Origin of the sequence: Enterococcus thailandicus (assembly GCF_001886265.1) — a bacterium.
Taxonomy (GTDB): Bacteria; Bacillota; Bacilli; order Lactobacillales; family Enterococcaceae; genus Enterococcus_B; species Enterococcus_B thailandicus.
The window spans coordinates 50,235-68,051 of record NZ_JXLE01000010.1 but is presented as its reverse complement, the minus strand read 5'-3'; the positions used below and the strand labels follow the sequence as shown (position 1 = coordinate 68,051).

The 17,817-nt window shown below is 37.9% G+C and carries 15 protein-coding genes; 13 read left to right on the top strand and 2 right to left on the bottom strand.

From position 1 onward, the window contains the following. The first annotated feature begins 246 nt into the window (after positions 1 to 246). The 8 genes from obgE to RV17_RS08345 all read left to right on the top strand — a co-directional run bounded on the left by obgE (position 247) and on the right by RV17_RS08345 (position 11,131). Positions 247 to 1,560, top strand: a complete 1,314-nt coding sequence (obgE, locus tag RV17_RS08380) for a GTPase ObgE (protein ID WP_067482346.1) — start codon at positions 247 to 249, stop codon at positions 1,558 to 1,560. Positions 1,561 to 1,905: 345 nt separating this feature from the next. Next, positions 1,906 to 2,496, top strand: coding sequence for a DUF1269 domain-containing protein (locus RV17_RS08375; RefSeq protein ID WP_071868986.1), 591 nt, complete (start codon positions 1,906 to 1,908; stop codon positions 2,494 to 2,496). Positions 2,497 to 2,651: 155 nt separating this feature from the next. Beyond that, positions 2,652 to 3,596 carry a ribonuclease Z gene (gene rnz / locus RV17_RS08370; protein ID WP_071868985.1) on the top strand — a complete coding sequence of 315 codons (945 nt, stop codon included), beginning with the start codon at positions 2,652 to 2,654 and terminating at the stop codon, positions 3,594 to 3,596. Continuing rightward, positions 3,593 to 4,381, top strand: a complete 789-nt coding sequence (locus RV17_RS08365; RefSeq protein WP_071868984.1) for an SDR family NAD(P)-dependent oxidoreductase — start codon at positions 3,593 to 3,595, stop codon at positions 4,379 to 4,381. The genes rnz and RV17_RS08365 overlap by 4 nt, the downstream gene beginning before the upstream one ends. Positions 4,382 to 4,389: 8 nt before the next feature. Next, on the top strand, positions 4,390 to 4,833 hold the full coding sequence (locus RV17_RS08360; RefSeq protein WP_067482338.1) for a LapA family protein: 444 nt from the start codon (positions 4,390 to 4,392) through the stop codon (positions 4,831 to 4,833). 596 nt (positions 4,834 to 5,429) lie between these two features. Next, the gene (recJ, locus tag RV17_RS08355; RefSeq protein ID WP_071868983.1) at positions 5,430 to 7,727 is read left to right on the top strand and encodes a single-stranded-DNA-specific exonuclease RecJ; all 2,298 of its coding nucleotides are present in this window, start codon (positions 5,430 to 5,432) and stop codon (positions 7,725 to 7,727) included. Positions 7,728 to 7,740: 13 nt separating this feature from the next. Next, complete coding sequence (locus tag RV17_RS08350; protein ID WP_067482334.1) at positions 7,741 to 8,253, top strand: adenine phosphoribosyltransferase; 513 nt, start codon at positions 7,741 to 7,743, stop codon at positions 8,251 to 8,253. A 655-nt stretch (positions 8,254 to 8,908) separates the two neighbouring features. After that, positions 8,909 to 11,131 carry an immunoglobulin-like domain-containing protein gene (locus tag RV17_RS08345; RefSeq protein ID WP_186807801.1) on the top strand — a complete coding sequence of 741 codons (2,223 nt, stop codon included), beginning with the start codon at positions 8,909 to 8,911 and terminating at the stop codon, positions 11,129 to 11,131. Positions 11,132 to 11,418: 287 nt separating this feature from the next. Here RV17_RS08345 and RV17_RS08340 read toward each other — a convergent pair whose 3' ends face one another. Continuing rightward, positions 11,419 to 11,637 carry a hypothetical protein gene (locus RV17_RS08340; protein WP_067482330.1) on the bottom strand — a complete coding sequence of 73 codons (219 nt, stop codon included), beginning with the start codon at positions 11,635 to 11,637 and terminating at the stop codon, positions 11,419 to 11,421. Positions 11,638 to 11,773: 136 nt separating this feature from the next. After that, the gene (gene lexA, locus RV17_RS08335) at positions 11,774 to 12,397 is read right to left on the bottom strand and encodes a transcriptional repressor LexA (protein WP_067482328.1); all 624 of its coding nucleotides are present in this window, start codon (positions 12,395 to 12,397) and stop codon (positions 11,774 to 11,776) included. Positions 12,398 to 12,542: 145 nt separating this feature from the next. Between lexA and RV17_RS08330 the strand changes: the two genes are divergently transcribed. The 5 genes from RV17_RS08330 (at position 12,543) to perR (ending at position 17,725) form a co-directional block, all read left to right on the top strand. Continuing rightward, the gene (locus RV17_RS08330) at positions 12,543 to 12,782 is read left to right on the top strand and encodes a DUF896 family protein (RefSeq protein WP_067482326.1); all 240 of its coding nucleotides are present in this window, start codon (positions 12,543 to 12,545) and stop codon (positions 12,780 to 12,782) included. A gap of 109 nt (positions 12,783 to 12,891) precedes the next feature. After that, positions 12,892 to 14,886, top strand: coding sequence for a transketolase (gene tkt / locus RV17_RS08325; protein WP_071868981.1), 1,995 nt, complete (start codon positions 12,892 to 12,894; stop codon positions 14,884 to 14,886). A gap of 234 nt (positions 14,887 to 15,120) precedes the next feature. Further along, positions 15,121 to 15,996 (top strand): glucosaminidase domain-containing protein, encoded by an 876-nt coding sequence (locus RV17_RS08320; RefSeq protein ID WP_071868980.1) that lies wholly within the window; start codon positions 15,121 to 15,123, stop codon positions 15,994 to 15,996. A gap of 165 nt (positions 15,997 to 16,161) precedes the next feature. Then, on the top strand, positions 16,162 to 17,088 hold the full coding sequence (cysK, locus tag RV17_RS08315) for a cysteine synthase A (protein WP_067482320.1): 927 nt from the start codon (positions 16,162 to 16,164) through the stop codon (positions 17,086 to 17,088). Between the two features lie 190 nt (positions 17,089 to 17,278). Then, positions 17,279 to 17,725 (top strand): peroxide-responsive transcriptional repressor PerR, encoded by a 447-nt coding sequence (gene perR / locus RV17_RS08310; protein ID WP_067482318.1) that lies wholly within the window; start codon positions 17,279 to 17,281, stop codon positions 17,723 to 17,725. Positions 17,726 to 17,817: the final 92 nt, after the last annotated feature.

Below are 17,817 nucleotides of genomic sequence, written 5' to 3'. Positions count from 1 at the left end.
TTAATACGATTTAAGTTTGCTACTAAATTTAAAATTTGTCAAAAAATTTATCTTTTCACTTGATTTTTCCGAAAATTTCAGTTGGATTTGCTAAAAATGCAAAAAATGGTAAGAGATAGCAAAGTTTTGGCTGAAAAGATAGACAAAACGTGATTTCATCGCTAAAATAAATAGGACTTTTGTTTATTGTGGAAATTCAGGTAGTCGAGAAATTTAAATAAATAAATACAATAGGAGGACGAGAATATGTCCATGTTTTTAGATCAAGTAACAATCGATGTGAAAGCTGGTAAGGGCGGCGATGGAATGGTTGCTTTTCGTAGAGAAAAGTATGTTCCTGATGGCGGACCAGCTGGTGGTGATGGTGGTCACGGTGGCGATGTTATTTTAGTTGTCGATGAAGGCTTGCGCACATTGATGGATTTTCGTTTCAATCGTCATTTCAAAGCACAACCGGGTGAAAATGGAATGAGCAAGGGAATGCATGGTCGCGGTTCAGACGACACATACGTTAAAGTCCCTCAAGGAACAACTGTACGTGATGCAGAAACAGGTGCTTTACTAGGTGATTTGATTGAAAATGGTCAAACTTTAGTAGTTGCTAAAGGCGGTCGCGGTGGTCGCGGAAACACTCGTTTTGCTTCACCACGTAATCCTGCACCAGAAATCGCAGAAAACGGTGAACCAGGACAAGAGCGTAAAATCGAATTGGAATTAAAAGTCTTAGCAGATGTTGGTTTAGTGGGTTTCCCTTCAGTCGGGAAATCAACATTACTTTCAGTTATTTCTTCTGCACGACCAAAAATCGGTGCCTATCACTTTACTACGCTAGTTCCTAATCTTGGAATGGTCACAACGACTGATGGTCGAAGCTTTGCGGCAGCTGATTTACCAGGTTTAATTGAAGGAGCTTCACAAGGTGTTGGTCTAGGTACGCAATTCTTACGTCATATTGAACGCACTCGTGTTATTTTACATGTGATTGATATGAGCGGGATGGAAGGGCGAGATCCCTACGAAGATTATTTAGCAATCAACCATGAGTTGTCTACTTATAATTTGCGCTTATTAGAACGCCCACAGTTGATTGTTGCGAATAAAATGGATATGCCAGATGCAGAAGAAAATTTGGTGAAATTCAAAGAGCAATTGAATAAAGAAAAAGCAGATGAATTTGCAGATGACATTCCAGTATTTCCAATTTCTGGAGTGACACGTAAAGGGCTGGATGCGTTATTGAATGCAACTGCCGATTTACTAGAAGTCACACCAGAGTTTCCTCTTTACGATGAAGAAATTGAGGAAGAAACGGTTCATTACGGATTCACACCTGAAGGGCCAGACTTCAAGATTGATCGTGAGCCAGATGCTACTTGGGTATTAACTGGTGAGCGAATCGAAAAATTATTCCAAATGACGAATTTTGATCACGATGAAACAGTTATGCGTTTTGCACGTCAATTACGTGGTATGGGTGTTGATGAAGCATTGCGTGCCCGCGGTGCTAAAGACGGCGATATCGTTCGGATTGGTGAATTCGAGTTTGAATTTGTTGAATAAAGGACAGAAGTGAAAAAGGCTGTGAAAGAAGTGCTCAGCATTTTGCGGTGATTGCAAGCTATAATGAGAGTTGCTTTGGAAACAACGTTCATTAGGAAAAATAAACTGGAGCAAAATGCCAGTTGTTCTTAATACAAATACATTTTTTAATTTAAAAAACGTCTAAAATCACCGTTTTCAAAAACGAATTTTAGGCGTTTTTTCTATTTAAGCTGTTATTAACACACCACTTTTTTGTTTTTTTAATTTTTTAAAGTAAACACTTCTGTTTTAGGGGTTATTATTTTATTTCTGGCTAAATCAAAGGTAAAATGAAATGAACGCAAAAAGTGAGGAGTGAGTCAAATGAACAAACGAGTGATTATTTTAAATTTTGATGTGGAGAGTCAAGCTTATCAAGCCTTTTCAGAAATCAAAAAGTTTCATGCTACTCGAAAAATTAAGGGCGAACAAATGGCTGTAATCAGTCACGATCCCAATGGAACACACCAATTTAAAGTCGAAGATTTTATCGACTTTACTGGAAGTAATAAGTCTTCCAAGGGTGGCATGATTGGTATGCTCGTTGGTATCTTGGGTGGACCACTTGGTATTTTACTTGGCTGGTTTGCAGGCGGAATGATTGGAGCAACTCAAGACGCGAAAGAAATTCAAAATGCACAAACTGTTTTTGACTTTGTTGGCGATAAAATTGGCGAAGGTGCTACTGGTCTGATTTTGATTGCGGAAGAAGAAGATAATCGTCCATTGAACCAATTAGTTATGATGGAACTGGGTGGAGAAATTACCCGTCTAGACTATGATGATGTCGAAAAAGATGTTGCCGATGCGAAAGAAGTTGAACGTAGCACAAAAGAAGCAGCTCAAAAAACATGGAGTGAAAAACATCCACCAGTTGAGAATCAATCAAGGGATGATGAAAACGAACAAGAATAAGTTCTGTTTTATTTTCACTTTGAATAGTTCCAACAAAAAAGTGAATTCTGGCAGAGAAAAAGTGTACTTGAGGCACTTTTCTCTGTCTTTTTCGGTTGCTTATCCGTGCATTTTCCCCTAAAATTAGAGGGAACTCATAGAAAGTCAGGTAGATTATGGAATTACAATTTTTAGGGACAGGTGCAGGGGTACCTGCGAAGCAGCGGAATGTAACAAGTATCGCATTAAGACTATTAGATGAACGTAATGAAATTTGGTTATTTGATTGTGGTGAAGGCACACAGATGCAAATTTTGCGTACAAATATTCGTCCAAGAAAAATCGAAAAGATTTTTATTACGCATTTACATGGCGACCATATTTTTGGGTTACCAGGATTAATTAGTAGTCGTTCATTTCAAGGTGGAGACACACCATTAGAAATTTATGGTCCAAAAGGGGTAGAGCAATTTGTTAAGACAGCACTATCTGTTTCACAAACTCGTTTAAGTTATCCGTTGAAATTTATTGAAGTACGTGAAGATGAACCAATCTTTAAAGATCAACAGTTTGCAGTGTATACAAAGAAATTAGATCACGGAATTGATAGTTATGGGTATCGCGTAGTCGAAAAGGATCATAAGGGCGAGTTGCAAGTAGAACGCTTAAAAGAATTAGGTGTGCCTGCCGGTCCAGTTTATGGTCAGTTGAAGCGCGGAGAAACAGTTCAGCTAGAAGATGGTACAACCATTAATGGCAAAGAATTCGTGGGTCCTGATAAAAAAGGGCGGATTGTTACGATTTTAGGCGACACAAGAAAGACGGCTAATGCCGTTGAACTTGCCCAAAATAGTGACGTATTAGTCCATGAAAGTACCTTTAACAAAAATGAAGCGAAAATGGCACATAATTATTTTCATTCAACTTCTCATCAAGCAGCAGAAGTTGCAACAAAAGCGAAGACAGCGCGTTTGTTGTTAACGCATATTAGCGCTCGTTATGTTGGTAAAGCAGCTTTTGAGCTGGAAAAAGAAGCGCAAGAAATTTTTCCAAACACAACGATTATGAAAGATTTCGATGTGATTGATATTCCATTTAGAGACGAGGAGGTACTGTCATGAAATTAGCAAATAAAGTGGTATTGGTGACTGGTGGATCTGCGGGATTAGGTGCAGAAATCTGTTATGAAGCAGCAAGACAAGGAGCTATCGTGATTACTTGTGCTCGACGGATTCAGTTGATTGGAGAAGTAAAAGCAAAGTGTCAAGAGTTGAGTGGCAAAGAAGCCTATGCTTTTCAAGTGGACGTTAGCAATCCAGAAAGCGTTGAAAGCCTGTATGAAAAAGTGATGACAGAAGTTGGTCGAGTGGACGTATTGGTTAACAATGCTGGCTTTGGCATCTTCGAAGATTTTCTACAATTTGATTTAGGAAAAGCTTATGATATGTTTGAGGTTAATGTGTTAGGTATGATGGTCTTGACGCAAAAATTTGCAATCGATATGGCAGAAAGAAAAAGTGGGCACATCATTAATCTAGCCTCAATGGCAGGGAAAATGGCAACAGCTAAATCAACGATTTACTCTGCAACTAAATTTGCTGTGATTGGTTTTTCCAATGCGTTGAGATTGGAATTAAAACCATTTGGGGTCGCAGTCACGACTGTTAATCCAGGGCCAATTGCTACAGAATTTTTCGATAAAGCAGATCCAAGCGGAGAATACTTAGCTAACTTAGGGCAAATCGTACTAGATCCAACGAAGTTAGCAAAACAAATTGTGCGGAATATGAGTCATCCAAAACGTGAAATCAACCAACCAGTTATCATGGAAATCGCAGCCAAATTCTATACGCTTTTCCCACACATTGGGGATTATTTAGCTGGGGGAATTTTTAATAAAAAGTAGGTGAAAAAATGAAAAAACAAAGCAGTGTGATTTTAGGGTTTCTTTTAGTATTAGTGATTGTTTTATTTGCAGTATTCAACATTGAACAAGTTCCGGTGAGTCTGGGGTTTGCTTCCTTTTCAGCGCCATTAATTTTAGTTATTATTGGTTCAGCACTGATTGGCGCTTTGATCGTCTTTTTAACAGCTTCAGCTAGTTTGTGGCAACAAAAAAAAGAAATCAAAAACTTAACACAGGAACTTGCTGAATATCAAAGTAGCGTACAGCAAAAAATTGAGACAGCAAAAGAAGAACAACAACGCGAATTTCGTAATGAACGGGCAGAACTAGAGGCCGCTTATCAAGCAGAACTACAAGCGAAAACGGTGAAAATCAGTCAATTAGAAGAGACTGGTGACACCAAAGAAGACGGAGCTCAATCTCCACAACAAAGCTTCAATTATTTTGATTAATCAGTTAGTCAAACTGAATTAGAAAAGGAGTGTGACGAAGTCGCGCTCCTTTTGTGCTTGTTTAGGGGAAAGTCATCTAGGTGCTAGCTAAAGCTAAAATAAGCTTTTATTCGCATTTTAGAAAAGTTTCCTTATTACTTGAAGCTGGTCGTTTGGAACCACAACCTTATTTACGGTGTTCCCCAAGCAACTTCTCACAATAACTCTCAACTGTTTAAAAATATGAAAGTCTATTTTTAGNATTTTAGAAAAGTTTCCTTATTACTTGAAGCTGGTCGTTTGGAACCACAACCTTATTTACGGTGTTCCCCAAGCAACTTCTCACAATAACTCTCAACTGTTTAAAAATATGAAAGTCTATTTTTAGCAGTTGCTCTTTATTTTTTCGAAGCTGACCGCTTGGAACCACAACCTTATTTACGGTGTTCCAAAACAACTTCTCGATATAGCTTGCACTCACTACAAAATATGGAAAGCTATTTTGAGTGCTTACGCGCTATCTTGTCGGAGCCAAGCGTTTTGCGCCACAACCTTCTTTTCCACCTCTTCTTTTTGTCGGTTTCGTTTGCTATAATAACTAAGTTAGGAGTGAGACAGTGAAGCAAGCAAAATATGATTGGAAATTAAGTGCCGAAGAACCACCTGAAGCTTTTTTTCAGCTAATCAATAACCATAACTTATCTTCTTTTATTGGCAGAATGCTTTGGCAGCGCGGATATCAGGAAGAACAAGAAATCAAACAGTTTTTATATCCAAAAGAACAACAATTACATGATCCGTACTTGATGCATGATATGGATAAAGCAATTAGCAGAATCCAAGAGGCAGTTATCAGTGGCGAAAAGATTCTTGTGTATGGCGATTATGATGCCGATGGAATCACCAGTACGACAATTATGAAAGAAACACTTGAATTACTAGGGGCAGAAGTAGAGGCCTTTTTACCTAACCGTTTTGAACACGGCTATGGACCGAACCAAGCTGTCTATGAAGAAAAAATTAATCAAGGGACACAATTGATTGTTACCGTTGATAATGGGGTTGCTGGGAATGAAGCAATTGCCTATGCTCAAAGTGTCGGAGTTGACGTTATTGTAACCGATCACCATGAGATGCCGGCAGTGTTACCAGATGCTTTCGCAATCGTTCACCCACGACACCCAGATGGAAATTATCCATTTACTGATTTAGCAGGTGTAGGAGTGGCTTTCAAAGTTGCAACAGCTTTGTTGGAAGAAGCACCAGCAGAATTTTTAGATTTGGTTGCAATTGGAACAATCGCTGATTTAGTGTCGCTAACTGGGGAAAATCGCAGTTTAGTCTCACTAGGAATTGATGCTATTCGCCATTCAGAAAGAATTGGTTTACAAGCATTGTTTGCTGAAAGTGGGGCAAAAATGAAAGATGCTGATGAAACGACTATTGGTTTTTCCATCGCACCACGCTTGAATGCGATTGGTCGAATGGGTGATCCTAACCCCGCCGTGGAACTGATGGCGACTTTTGACGAAGAAGTTGCTCAAACACAAGCAAAAAAATTAAATGAAATCAATGAAGAACGTAAAAGCGTTGTTGAAGAAATTACTCAAGAAGCATTAGCGATGGTAAAACCTGCTAACAGTATCCATTTATTAGCGAATAATGGCTGGCACGAAGGCGTTTTGGGAATCGTTGCGGGTAAAATTATGAACGAAACGGGTAAACCCACGATTGTACTGACTTTAAAAGAAGATGGATCTGCCAAGGGTTCCGGGCGTAGTGTAGAGGCCTTGAATCTTTATGAAATGTTGAATCAAATGAGAGATTTATTTACTTATTTTGGTGGACATCATGCAGCTGTTGGTTTGACTATGCCTCAAGAGAACATTGAGTTGTTGCAAGAAAAAATGAATGAGTATGTGAAAGAAAATCAGATTGATCTGACGAAAGGACCAGCGATGAAAATTGATGAGGTGCTTTCGCCTAAAGATGCTTCTTTGACATTATTAGATGAGTTGAAATTGTTAGCACCTTTTGGAACCGATAATCCTGTACCACAATTTTTATTCAAACAAGTGACTGCGACACAAGTAAAAAAGATTGGTGCAAATCAACAACATTTGAAATTCGTTTTAACAGATGAGGGAGAGCAGCTAGATGCAGTTGCTTTTGGATTTGGTTCTCAAGAAAATGAACTGTTAAATGATTCACTTGATATCGTTGGTAAACTCTCAGTTAATGAATGGAATGGTCGAAAAAAAGCACAATTATTGGTTTCTGATTTCGAGGTCAAAGGACTTCAAGTGTTTGATTGGCGTGCAAAACGATTCCGTGACCACGTAGCATTACCAGAAAAAACATGTTATCTAGCATTTGACGAGACAGTTAAAAAACAGGTCTCCCCAAGTATTCGTGAACAAATAGTTACTTTTACAGAAATGGATCAAATGAAGAGTTGGCTGGAAACGAATCAACCAGAATCGCTTGTATTAGTGGATTGCCCAACAGAACTTGATGAGCTGAAAGCTGTGTTTCATGCGGGAACGTTTAGCCGAGTTTATTTATTGGGTATTTCTTCACAGGAAGCTTATCTTAATGGAGTTGGTTCGAGAGAACAATATGCTCGCTTGTTTCAGTTTATTAAAACACAAGATAAAGTTGATATTCGCTATAAAACAAAAGCAGTCGCTCAGTATTTAAAAATTCCAGAAAAATTATTAATTTTTATGATTCAGGTGTTTTTTGAATTGAAATTTGTTACAATAGACGATGGTGTTTTGCAAAAAGTCGCCCATCCAGAAAGTCACCCGTTGACTGAAAGCACTCTGTATCAACAGCGACTAAAGAAAATTAAAGTTGAGGAATTTTTACTACTAAGTGATATTCCTACCATTAAGAAATGGTTAACAACCTAGGAGGAAACAAACAGTGGATTTAAGAAATTATATTGCCAGTATTCCGGACTATCCGTCAAAAGGAATCGTTTTTCGTGATATCTCACCGCTAATGGCAGATGGAGATGCATATCGTGAAGCAACAAAACAAATCGTCGATTATGCAAAGGAAAAACGGATTGACATGGTTGTCGGACCTGAAGCGCGTGGATTCATTGTCGGCTGTCCAGTAGCGTATGAGTTGGGCGTGGGTTTTGCACCAGTTCGTAAAAAAGGAAAGTTGCCTCGTGAAACGATTGAAGTAACTTATGACCTTGAATATGGAACAGATACATTGACTTTACACAAAGATGCGATTCAACCAGGTCAACGTGTGTTGATTTGTGATGATTTGTTAGCAACTGGCGGAACAATCAAAGCAACGATTGAACTGATTGAAAAATTAGGTGGCGTAGTTGTTGGTTGTGCATTCCTGATTGAATTGATGGACTTACATGGCCGTGATAAAATTAAGGGCTATGACATTATTACGTTGATGGAATACTAATAGAAAAAAGTAGATCTTCAGAAATGACTAAGACACAATGTCTGGTCTTTTCTGAAGATCTTTTTTGATGTGTTAAATAATTTTATTCTGGGTTCAATGAAAAAATAAAAGAAAATGACTCGTAATTAACTTGTTCTTTCGTACATAAATAACACTTATATTATAACGATACATTTTTTGTGAGTTCACTCTATTTTCGTTCATTTCAGCAAAAAACAGTTGGCAAAAGAAAGCCTGTGTGAAATTTGATAAGAAACTTTCTTAACAAGTTCACGCTAAACTCTAAAAAAGGTTGATTGGTTACTTCTAAGAATAGTGAAAAGAGAGGTGAATGTCCATAGTTTTGTAAGGATAGAAAGAGTGCTAGCAAAAGGAAATCTTCACTTGATGACAATTTAACTAGTTTACTGAGGAGTGTTGTTAAAGAGAGCATTTACAATAATGAAAACTTTCAAATAAAGGGATTTTGAACAAAAAAAACACCCTAAATATGTCGGATTACTGACATTATTTGGGGGTTGCTCAGCATGGCAGAGTCCATTAATATTCACAACAGATATTGTTTCACTCATTTTTTGAAACCCGGGATCAAAACATGCGTAAACATTCATCGAAAATAATTTGTAAAATAGTTTGTTGAAGGGAAATGATTTTATTGAAAAAAGAACAACTAATAAAAAAGGTAGCATCACCGCTCATTTGTGGATTGATGTTAGGTGGGCTTGCTGTCTCAACAATCCAGCCGATTATCCAAGTTCGTGCTGAAGAAAAAACGAGTTCAAAAGCAACAACAAGTTTAACAGAAGAGGCATGGTCGGAATGGTCAGAAGTCACAAAGTTAACAGAATTTGGAAGTTCAGACACAACAGGAAAACAAGTCAAACACAATGGTAAAATTTATGCAGCAACTTGGTGGAAAAATGGGGCTACAGATGTAGCGCCAGGATCAGGTGAAGCAACTTCAACTGGCTGGGAAGAAGTAGGAACAATTGCTTCTGATGGTTCAGTTACTCTTAACGCAGGTGTTACTGCTAATCCATTTGAACCAACGATTGATCCAAATGTTGATCCAAATACTCCGTATGCAGGTGTTGATGCAGGACAGGGTGTGAAGTGGGGCGAGAAGGTTTTTGCGCCGTACATTGATGGTGGTTTGTGGTATAACGGAGAGAATGGGTATCAAGGATTGTATCCTCTTGGTCAAGAAGTGAAGAAATCAAACATCAGTTATGCAAATATTGGTTTTATTGTATCGGACCCAAGTAATCCGAAGACGGCCTCTTTTGGCGGCTATTATAATGTAGATGGCACCGGAACAAATGGTTCAGTTGTCACTGCATTTGCTAATCAAATCAAAGAGTTCCGCGCACAAGGTGGAGATGTATTGGTTTCTTTTGGTGGTGAAAACGGAACGCCGCTTCAAGATGTCTATGATAACGCTGAAGAACTTGCGGATAAATACATTGAGATTGTCGAGCATTATGGATTAACAACGATTGATTTCGATATTGAAGGGGCTCACGTTCGAGACAAAGAAGCTTGGGAAAGAAATAACGATGCAATCAAGATCATGCAAGATAAGTTAGGTGACGAAGCTCCTGACGTTTGGTACACATTCCCTGTTTTACCGACTGGTTTAGTAGGCGAAGGGACAGACAATGACGCGTATAACGTACTACAAGATGCTGTTCAGAAAAAGGTTAATGTTCATGGTGTAAATATCATGACGATGTGTTTTGGCCCGTCATTTGTTACAGGACCAACAGATACATACCATACATATGTCGAACAAGCATCAGAGAGTTTAGCTGGACAAATAAAACGAATTTATAGTGATGCTAATCAAGACCTAACGGATTCACAAATTTATCAGAAAATTGGTTTAACACCATGGGTAGGAAAATCAAGTCAAGCAAATGAAACATTTACTCAATCGGATGCTAAAGCTTTGTTAGCTTATGCAAACGAAAAACAAATTGGAATGCTTTCTTTTTGGTCGTTGAATCGGGATAACGATTTGAATGAAGATTTAAAAAATACAGGACTTGAGCAAGAAACCTATGAATTTTCAAAAATTATGGGTGAATTTGATGGAGATTTAGGTGTAAGAGATCAAGCACCAGTAATTAAAGGAGCAACAAATGAAACAATTGAGTTGAATGACTCGTTTGATGTACTAGCAGGTGTGACAGCTATTGATCAGGAAGATGGCGACCTAACTGCTAAAATTACGACAACAGGAACAGTTGATTCTGCGAAAGTTGGTGAATACCAAGTAACATATTCTGTGACAGACAGTCAGAAGAATCATTCAGAAAAGATTCGGACGATTACTGTGGTTGATCCAAATGCAAATACGAAACCAATTTTTTCTGGTCTAAAGGATCAAACAATTGAAGTTGGAACAAACTTTGATAAATTGGCGGGCGTAACGGCAAACGATCAAGAAGATGGTGACCTGACCGCGAAAATAGCTGTGACAGGAGATGTAGATACTTCAAAAGCGGGCGCGAATGTTCTCACGTATACAGTTTCTGATAGTAAAGGTGAAAAAACAACACAAACAATTACAGTCACGGTTAAAGAAAAAGAAAGTATTCCAGCTTATTCAGCAACGGCAGTTTACGTTAAAGGTGATAAGGTAAGCTATCAAGGAACAACTTACACTGCAAAATGGTGGACAAAAGGAGATACTCCAGGATCCGCACAAGTCTGGGAAAAAGAAATAATTAAAAACGAAGACGGAAGCGTGGATTATTACAAAGGAGGAACTTATGTCGCTGGCGATTTAGTGAACTATAATGGCAAACAATATCTTGCTAAATGGTGGACACAATCTGTACCAGGTAGTGATGCATCGTGGGAGTTAAAAAAATAGTCAACTAATTAAGAAATACAAAAAGGAACTGAAACAAAAATAGCTTAAATAGAAAAAGCCTAAAATTCGTTTTTAAAACGTTGATTTTAGGCTTTTTTAAATTGAAAAATGTGTTAAGAACGACTGAATCTTTCGCTTTGTCCCAGTCTTTTTTCTTTTTGATAAAAGGGTAATAGATCTTATCGAATGAATACTTTGGCTAATCCAAAGTAGAAAACGAGCAATTGCCTTAAATATGATAGCCAGTAGATAGGTGTAACGAACGATTATTTACGTTGGTCTTTCTTTCAAGATTGCCGAGAGCGTAAGTAATGTTCATGATAGAAATGTTCTTCATGAAGCCTACGCTGTTCGGCTTGACGATATTTTTTTTCGTCCCACAACATAAACCACAATGTGAATAACGGAAGAAAAATAATCAATGCCGGTTGGATCCCAAAATTGCCAATCAAAATACCTAAGAATAAAACCAGTAATACCAAGCCAATACGTCTAATTGATTTCATGAATTTTCACCTCATTTATTTATGCGAACGCTTGTTCGTAAAATCATTATACGAATGTTTGTTCGGTTTGTAAAGAGGAAAGAACAATAAAAAAAGAATTGCAGAAATTTTTCTACAATTCTTTGAATGAATCATGTTAATAAATGTGGCTACGATAGAGACCAACTACCAATCCCAAAATGGCTACTTCATCTAAAATAATTGGATCTAATAAATCATTTTCAGGTTGTAAACGAAAATGATCTTTTTCTTTATAGAACCTTTTACAAGTTGCTTCATTTTCTGTCGTCATAGCGATGACAATATCTCCATTTTTAGCGCTCTCTTGTTTTCGGACGATAACATTATCTCCGTCTAAAATCCCTGCGTTGATCATACTTTCGCCCCGAATGGTTAGCATGAACAAACTGCCCTCTTCTGAAGTTAAATTTGGTGGTACAGGGAAAAAGTCCGAGGCGTCTTCAACAGCGAGGATCGGCTCACCAGCTGTAACAACGCCAAGCATTGGAATAGTTGATGGCTTGATTCCAATCTGATCTAAACCTAAGTCCGTTAATTCGATTGCCCGTGGCTTTGTCGGATCGCGCAAAATAAATCCTTTTTTTTCTAATCGTGCTAAATGTCCGTGGACAGTTGATGTTGAAGAAAGGTTAACAGCTTCACCAATCTCGCGAACGGTTGGTGGGTATCCTTTTCGGGTTACTTGTTCGTGGATATAACGTAAGACTTCGATTTGTCGTGTTTCAGTTTGTCGGGCCACAAAGTACACCTTCTTTCACTTAATATTTAAATAATACCACATAAAAAGCGCTGTTTCAAACAAATGTTCGTATCTAAATATGGATACCTAGTTGTTTTTTTTGTTTTTTTTATATAATATAAGAAGAGAAAAAGGAGGGCTGATAATGTTATCACCTGAAAAAATTGCACGTATTAATGAATTAGCCAAAAAGAAAAAAGCTGAGGGACTTTCAAAAGAAGAAGAGAAAGAACAAATCTTATTGAGAGAAGAATATTTAACAGCTTTTCGCTCTGGTATGAGACATCATATTGAAGGGATGAAAATTGTTGATCCTGAAGGAAACGATGTTACACCAGATAAATTAAAAGAAATTCAAAAAGAAAAAGGCTTACATGACCGTTAGTGTGCTTTTTGGTAAAAAATACCAAAAAGCATTGATTTTTTGATCTGTATCCGCTAAAATGAGTATGAAATGAATTACAGTAAAAAAAACCTAAATTGGAGGGGTTCTTTTGTTCGACAAAATTGATCAACTAGGCGTTAACACAATCCGCACATTAAGTATTGAAGCTGTACAAAAAGCAAATTCAGGTCATCCGGGTTTACCGATGGGTGCTGCACCGATGGCATATGCACTTTGGACAAAACATTTGAAAGTAAATCCTGTTACTTCAAGAAATTGGGTCGATCGTGACCGTTTTGTACTTTCTGCTGGTCATGGTTCAGCAATGTTGTACAGTTTACTTCACTTATCTGGATATCAAGTAACAATTGACGACTTGAAACAATTCCGTCAATGGGGATCAAAAACACCAGGACATCCAGAAGTACATCATACAGATGGCGTTGAAGCAACAACTGGTCCACTAGGTCAAGGAATTGGCATGGCTGTTGGTATGGCAATGGCAGAAGCACATCTTGCAGCAACTTATAATAAAGAAAACTTTAATGTTGTCGATCATTATACTTATGCTTTATGTGGTGATGGCGATTTAATGGAAGGCGTTTCTCAAGAAGCAAGTTCTATGGCTGGACATATGAAATTAGGTAAATTAATCGTTTTATATGATTCAAATGATATTTCACTTGATGGTCCAACTTCAAAAGCTTTCACAGAAAACGTCGGTGCGCGCTATGAAGCATATGGCTGGCAACATATCTTAGTAAAAGATGGCAATGATTTAGAAGCAATCTCAAATGCGATTGAAGCAGCTAAAGCTGAAACAACTAAACCAACATTGATTGAAGTTAAAACAGTTATTGGTTATGGCTCACCTAAAGAAGGTACATCTGCTGTTCATGGTGCACCTCTCGGAGCGGATGGCATTAAAATGGCTAAAGAAGTTTACGGTTGGGACTATCCAGATTTCACAGTGCCTGAAGAAGTAGCAACTCGTTTCCACGAAAAAATGGTTGAAGATGGCGAAAAAGCAGAAGCACAATGGAATGAAAAATTTGCTAACTATAAAAATGCTTATCCAGAATTAGCGCAACAATTTGAAGATGCGTTTGCTGGAAAACTACCAGAAAATTGGGATGCTGAGATGCCAAGTTATGATGAAGGTCATAGCCAAGCAAGTCGTGTGTCAAGCAAAGACATGATTCAAGCAATCTCAAATGCAGTTCCTAGCTTATGGGGAGGTTCTGCTGATTTATCTGGCTCAAATAATACAATGGTTGCAGCTGAAACTGATTTCGAACCAGGTAACTACGAAGGTCGAAACATCTGGTTTGGCGTTCGCGAATTTGCTATGGCAACAGCGATGAACGGAATCCAATTACATGGCGGTACACGTATTTATGGTGGAACATTCTTTGTATTCACGGATTACTTACGTCCAGCTATTCGTCTTGCTTCCATTCAAAAAGCACCAGTTATTTATGTACTAACACATGATTCAGTAGCAGTGGGTGAAGATGGTCCAACACATGAACCAATCGAACAACTCGCTTCTGTTCGTTGCATGCCAGGCGTTCATGTTGTACGTCCAGCTGATGGCAATGAAACACGTGCTGCTTGGAAAATTGCCATGGAGTCAACAGAAACACCAACAATTTTAGTGTTGAGTCGTCAAAACTTACCAGTTCTTCCATCAACAAAAGAAAAAGCTGATGAGATGGTGAAAAAAGGTGCTTATGTACTTTCTCCTGCACAAGGTGAAACACCAGAAGGTATCTTGATTGCAACTGGTTCAGAAGTTGATTTAGCGGTTAAAGCACAGAAAGTATTAGCTGAAAATGGCAAAGACGTTTCTGTCGTTTCAATGCCAAGTTTTGACTTGTTTGAAGCGCAATCTGCTGAATACAAAGAAAGTGTTCTTCCAAAAGCTGTAACTAAACGTGTTGCAATCGAAGCGGCTGCACCATTTGGCTGGGAACGTTACGTTGGAACAGAAGGAACAACAATTACAATTAATCATTTTGGCGCATCAGCACCAGGAAATAAAATTCTTGAAGAATTTGGTTTCACAGTTGAAAATGTTGTAAAAACCTACGAAGAACTATAAAAAACAAGTAATTTAATTATGAAAGAAGCAAGCTGGGGTAAATTCCCAGCTTGTTTTATTGAGTAAAGAAAGATTGCTGTTTGATTTCTATAGTGTTACAATTTCGTTACATGAGTAGAAAACGTTCAGATTAAATTGAGATTTTGTCAAAATAAACGTATAATTTATTTAATTAAGTTTGTTTTAAGGAGAGAACTTTTATTTAAAGTTTTTTTATTTTGAGGAGGAATACGAATGCAAGAGCTGAAAACCCGTAGCGCCCGTCATCATAAGGCGAAGAAACCTATGGTGATTAATAAAAAAGCCATTGCTCCATTAATGGGGACAAGTCTTTTGGTTGGGCCAATGATGGTTACAGCAGCACCACAAAGTGCACATGCAGATGAACAAAGTGCGAGCCAAACAACAACTGATCCTCAGTCTTTCATTAACCAAATTGGTTGGTCTGCGTCAGAAGTTGCTGCCAACAATGATTTGTATGCTTCTGTGATGATTGCCCAAGCATTACTTGAAAGTGCTTATGGAACATCTGGATTAGCAAGTGCGCCGAATTATAACTTATTTGGTGTTAAAGGAAGTTATAATGGTGCCGTTGTTTATATGCCGACAAAAGAGTATTTAAATGGTCAATGGGTGACGATGAATGAACCATTCCGTAAATACTCTTCTTATTGGGAATCATTCCAAGACCATGCGAATGTGCTACGTTCAACTAGTTTTTCAACTGGTGATTATCACTATTCAGGTGCTTGGAAAAGCAATACGACAAGCGTTTATGATGCTACAGCTTATTTGACAGGTCGCTATGCTACTGACCCAACTTATGGTGATAAGCTAAACTCATTGATTAGTACGTACAATTTAACACGCTTTGACACACCATCAACTGGTGCTGTTTCAAGCACGACAACAACCACGACTTCATCTACGACACAATCAAGTTATGATGAAAGCGCGCAGTCAACTGGAACAGGTCAAACTTATACGGTTGTTTCTGGTGATTCATTATGGGGAATTGCCCAAAAATTTGGGATGACTATTGATGATTTAATGGCGAAAAACGGATTAAGCGACTATTCACTAATGGTTGGACAAGAGTTAACTGTTTAATAACTTAAGTCGTTAATCGTTTTGAGATAAGATTTTTTAAAAAGTAGTTTAGATCAAATATCTAAACTACTTTTTTGTCGCATTTTTTAAGACGAAATATTCGCCAGATAGCATGGGGTTGTATTATGATGAAGAAGTAAAGACAGGTCGAAGGGAGAGAGTTTCATGCCACAAATCTATCAAGCAATTACTGATTTGATTGGAGAAACACCAATCGTTAAATTAAACAAAATAGTTCCAGAGGATTCTGCAGAAGTTTATGTTAAATTGGAATTTTTCAATCCGGGAGGTAGCGTGAAAGATCGCATTGCCTTAAGCATGATTGAAAAAGCGGAACAAGACGGAAGTCTGAAACCTGGTGACACAATTATTGAACCTACTTCTGGTAATACAGGGATTGGCTTAGCAATGGTCGGAGCAGCCAAGGGCTACCGAGTGATTATCGTAATGCCTGAAACAATGAGTATGGAACGTCGATTGCTAATGAAGGCTTACGGCGCTGAATTAATTTTAACACCTGGAGCTGATGGCATTTCTGGTTCCATTAGAGAAGCAGAACGTTTAGCAAAAGAACATGATTATTTCTTACCGCTTCAGTTTGAAAATCCAGCAAATCCTGAAATCCACGAAAAGACAACTGGTCCTGAAATTCAAGCTGCTTTTGGAGTAGCTGGGTTAGACGCTTTTGTTTCTGGAATTGGAACAGGAGGAACAATTACTGGTGCCGGACATGAATTGAAACGTGTTTACCCTGAAATTAAAGTGATCGGTGTTGAGCCTGCTGAATCAGCAGTTTTAGAAGGAAAACCAGCTGGTCCACACAAAATTCAAGGAATCGGAACAGGATTTATACCAGATACACTTGATACGAAAGTTTACGATGAAATTTTACCAATCACTGGTGAAGAAGCAATGGAAACTTCAAGAAAAGTCGGTCGCCAAGAAGGCTTTTTAGTGGGGATTTCTTCTGGTGCTGCAATTGCAGCCGGTTTAAAAATTGCGAAAGAATTAGGTAAAGGAAAAAAAGTTTTAGTTATTGTGCCAGACAATGGCGAACGTTACCTATCAACTGCATTGTATCAAGAGGACTAAAATCAATGATACCAAAAAGGTCAAGACGAAAATTTGTCTTGGCCTTTTTTATATACCTTATTAATCTTTAGGTTCACTTTAACATTTTTAATAGAAAAGCATGAATTTTAATTTTATCTGTATGAAATGTAGATTTTAAAAAATAAAAATAGTATGATAATATGTGAATGACTACGTAGGAGGTGTCAATGTGGGCAACAAATTGGTAGACGAGGCAATCGAAAAACTGAAGCATGAAAATATTCGTATCACACCTCAAAGATATGCAATTTTAGAGTATTTAATCGAACATCATTCTCATCCAACAGCTGATGAAATCTATAAAGCGTTAGAACATCGTTTTCCAAATATGAGTGTCGCAACTGTTTATAATAATCTTCGGTTATTTACATCTATTGGTTTTGTACAGGAAATGAGTTACGGTGACGCGTCAAGTCGTTTTGACTTTACTTCGACACGCCATTACCATGTGATTTGTCAAAACTGTGGGAAAATCGTGGACTTTCATTATCCTGGTCTTGAAGATGTTGAGATGGCTGCAAGTCGTTTGACTGATTTTGAGATTAACGAACATCGTCTTGAACTGTATGGCTTGTGTCCAGAATGTCAGCAAGCACGTGCAAGTGAGTCTGTTTAATTAAAAAATGTATCACAAAAGAAAAAACGTAATTAATCTATTTTGGCGATACTTGGTGAAAAAGAAAGCAATAAAAAACTATTTTATCTGAA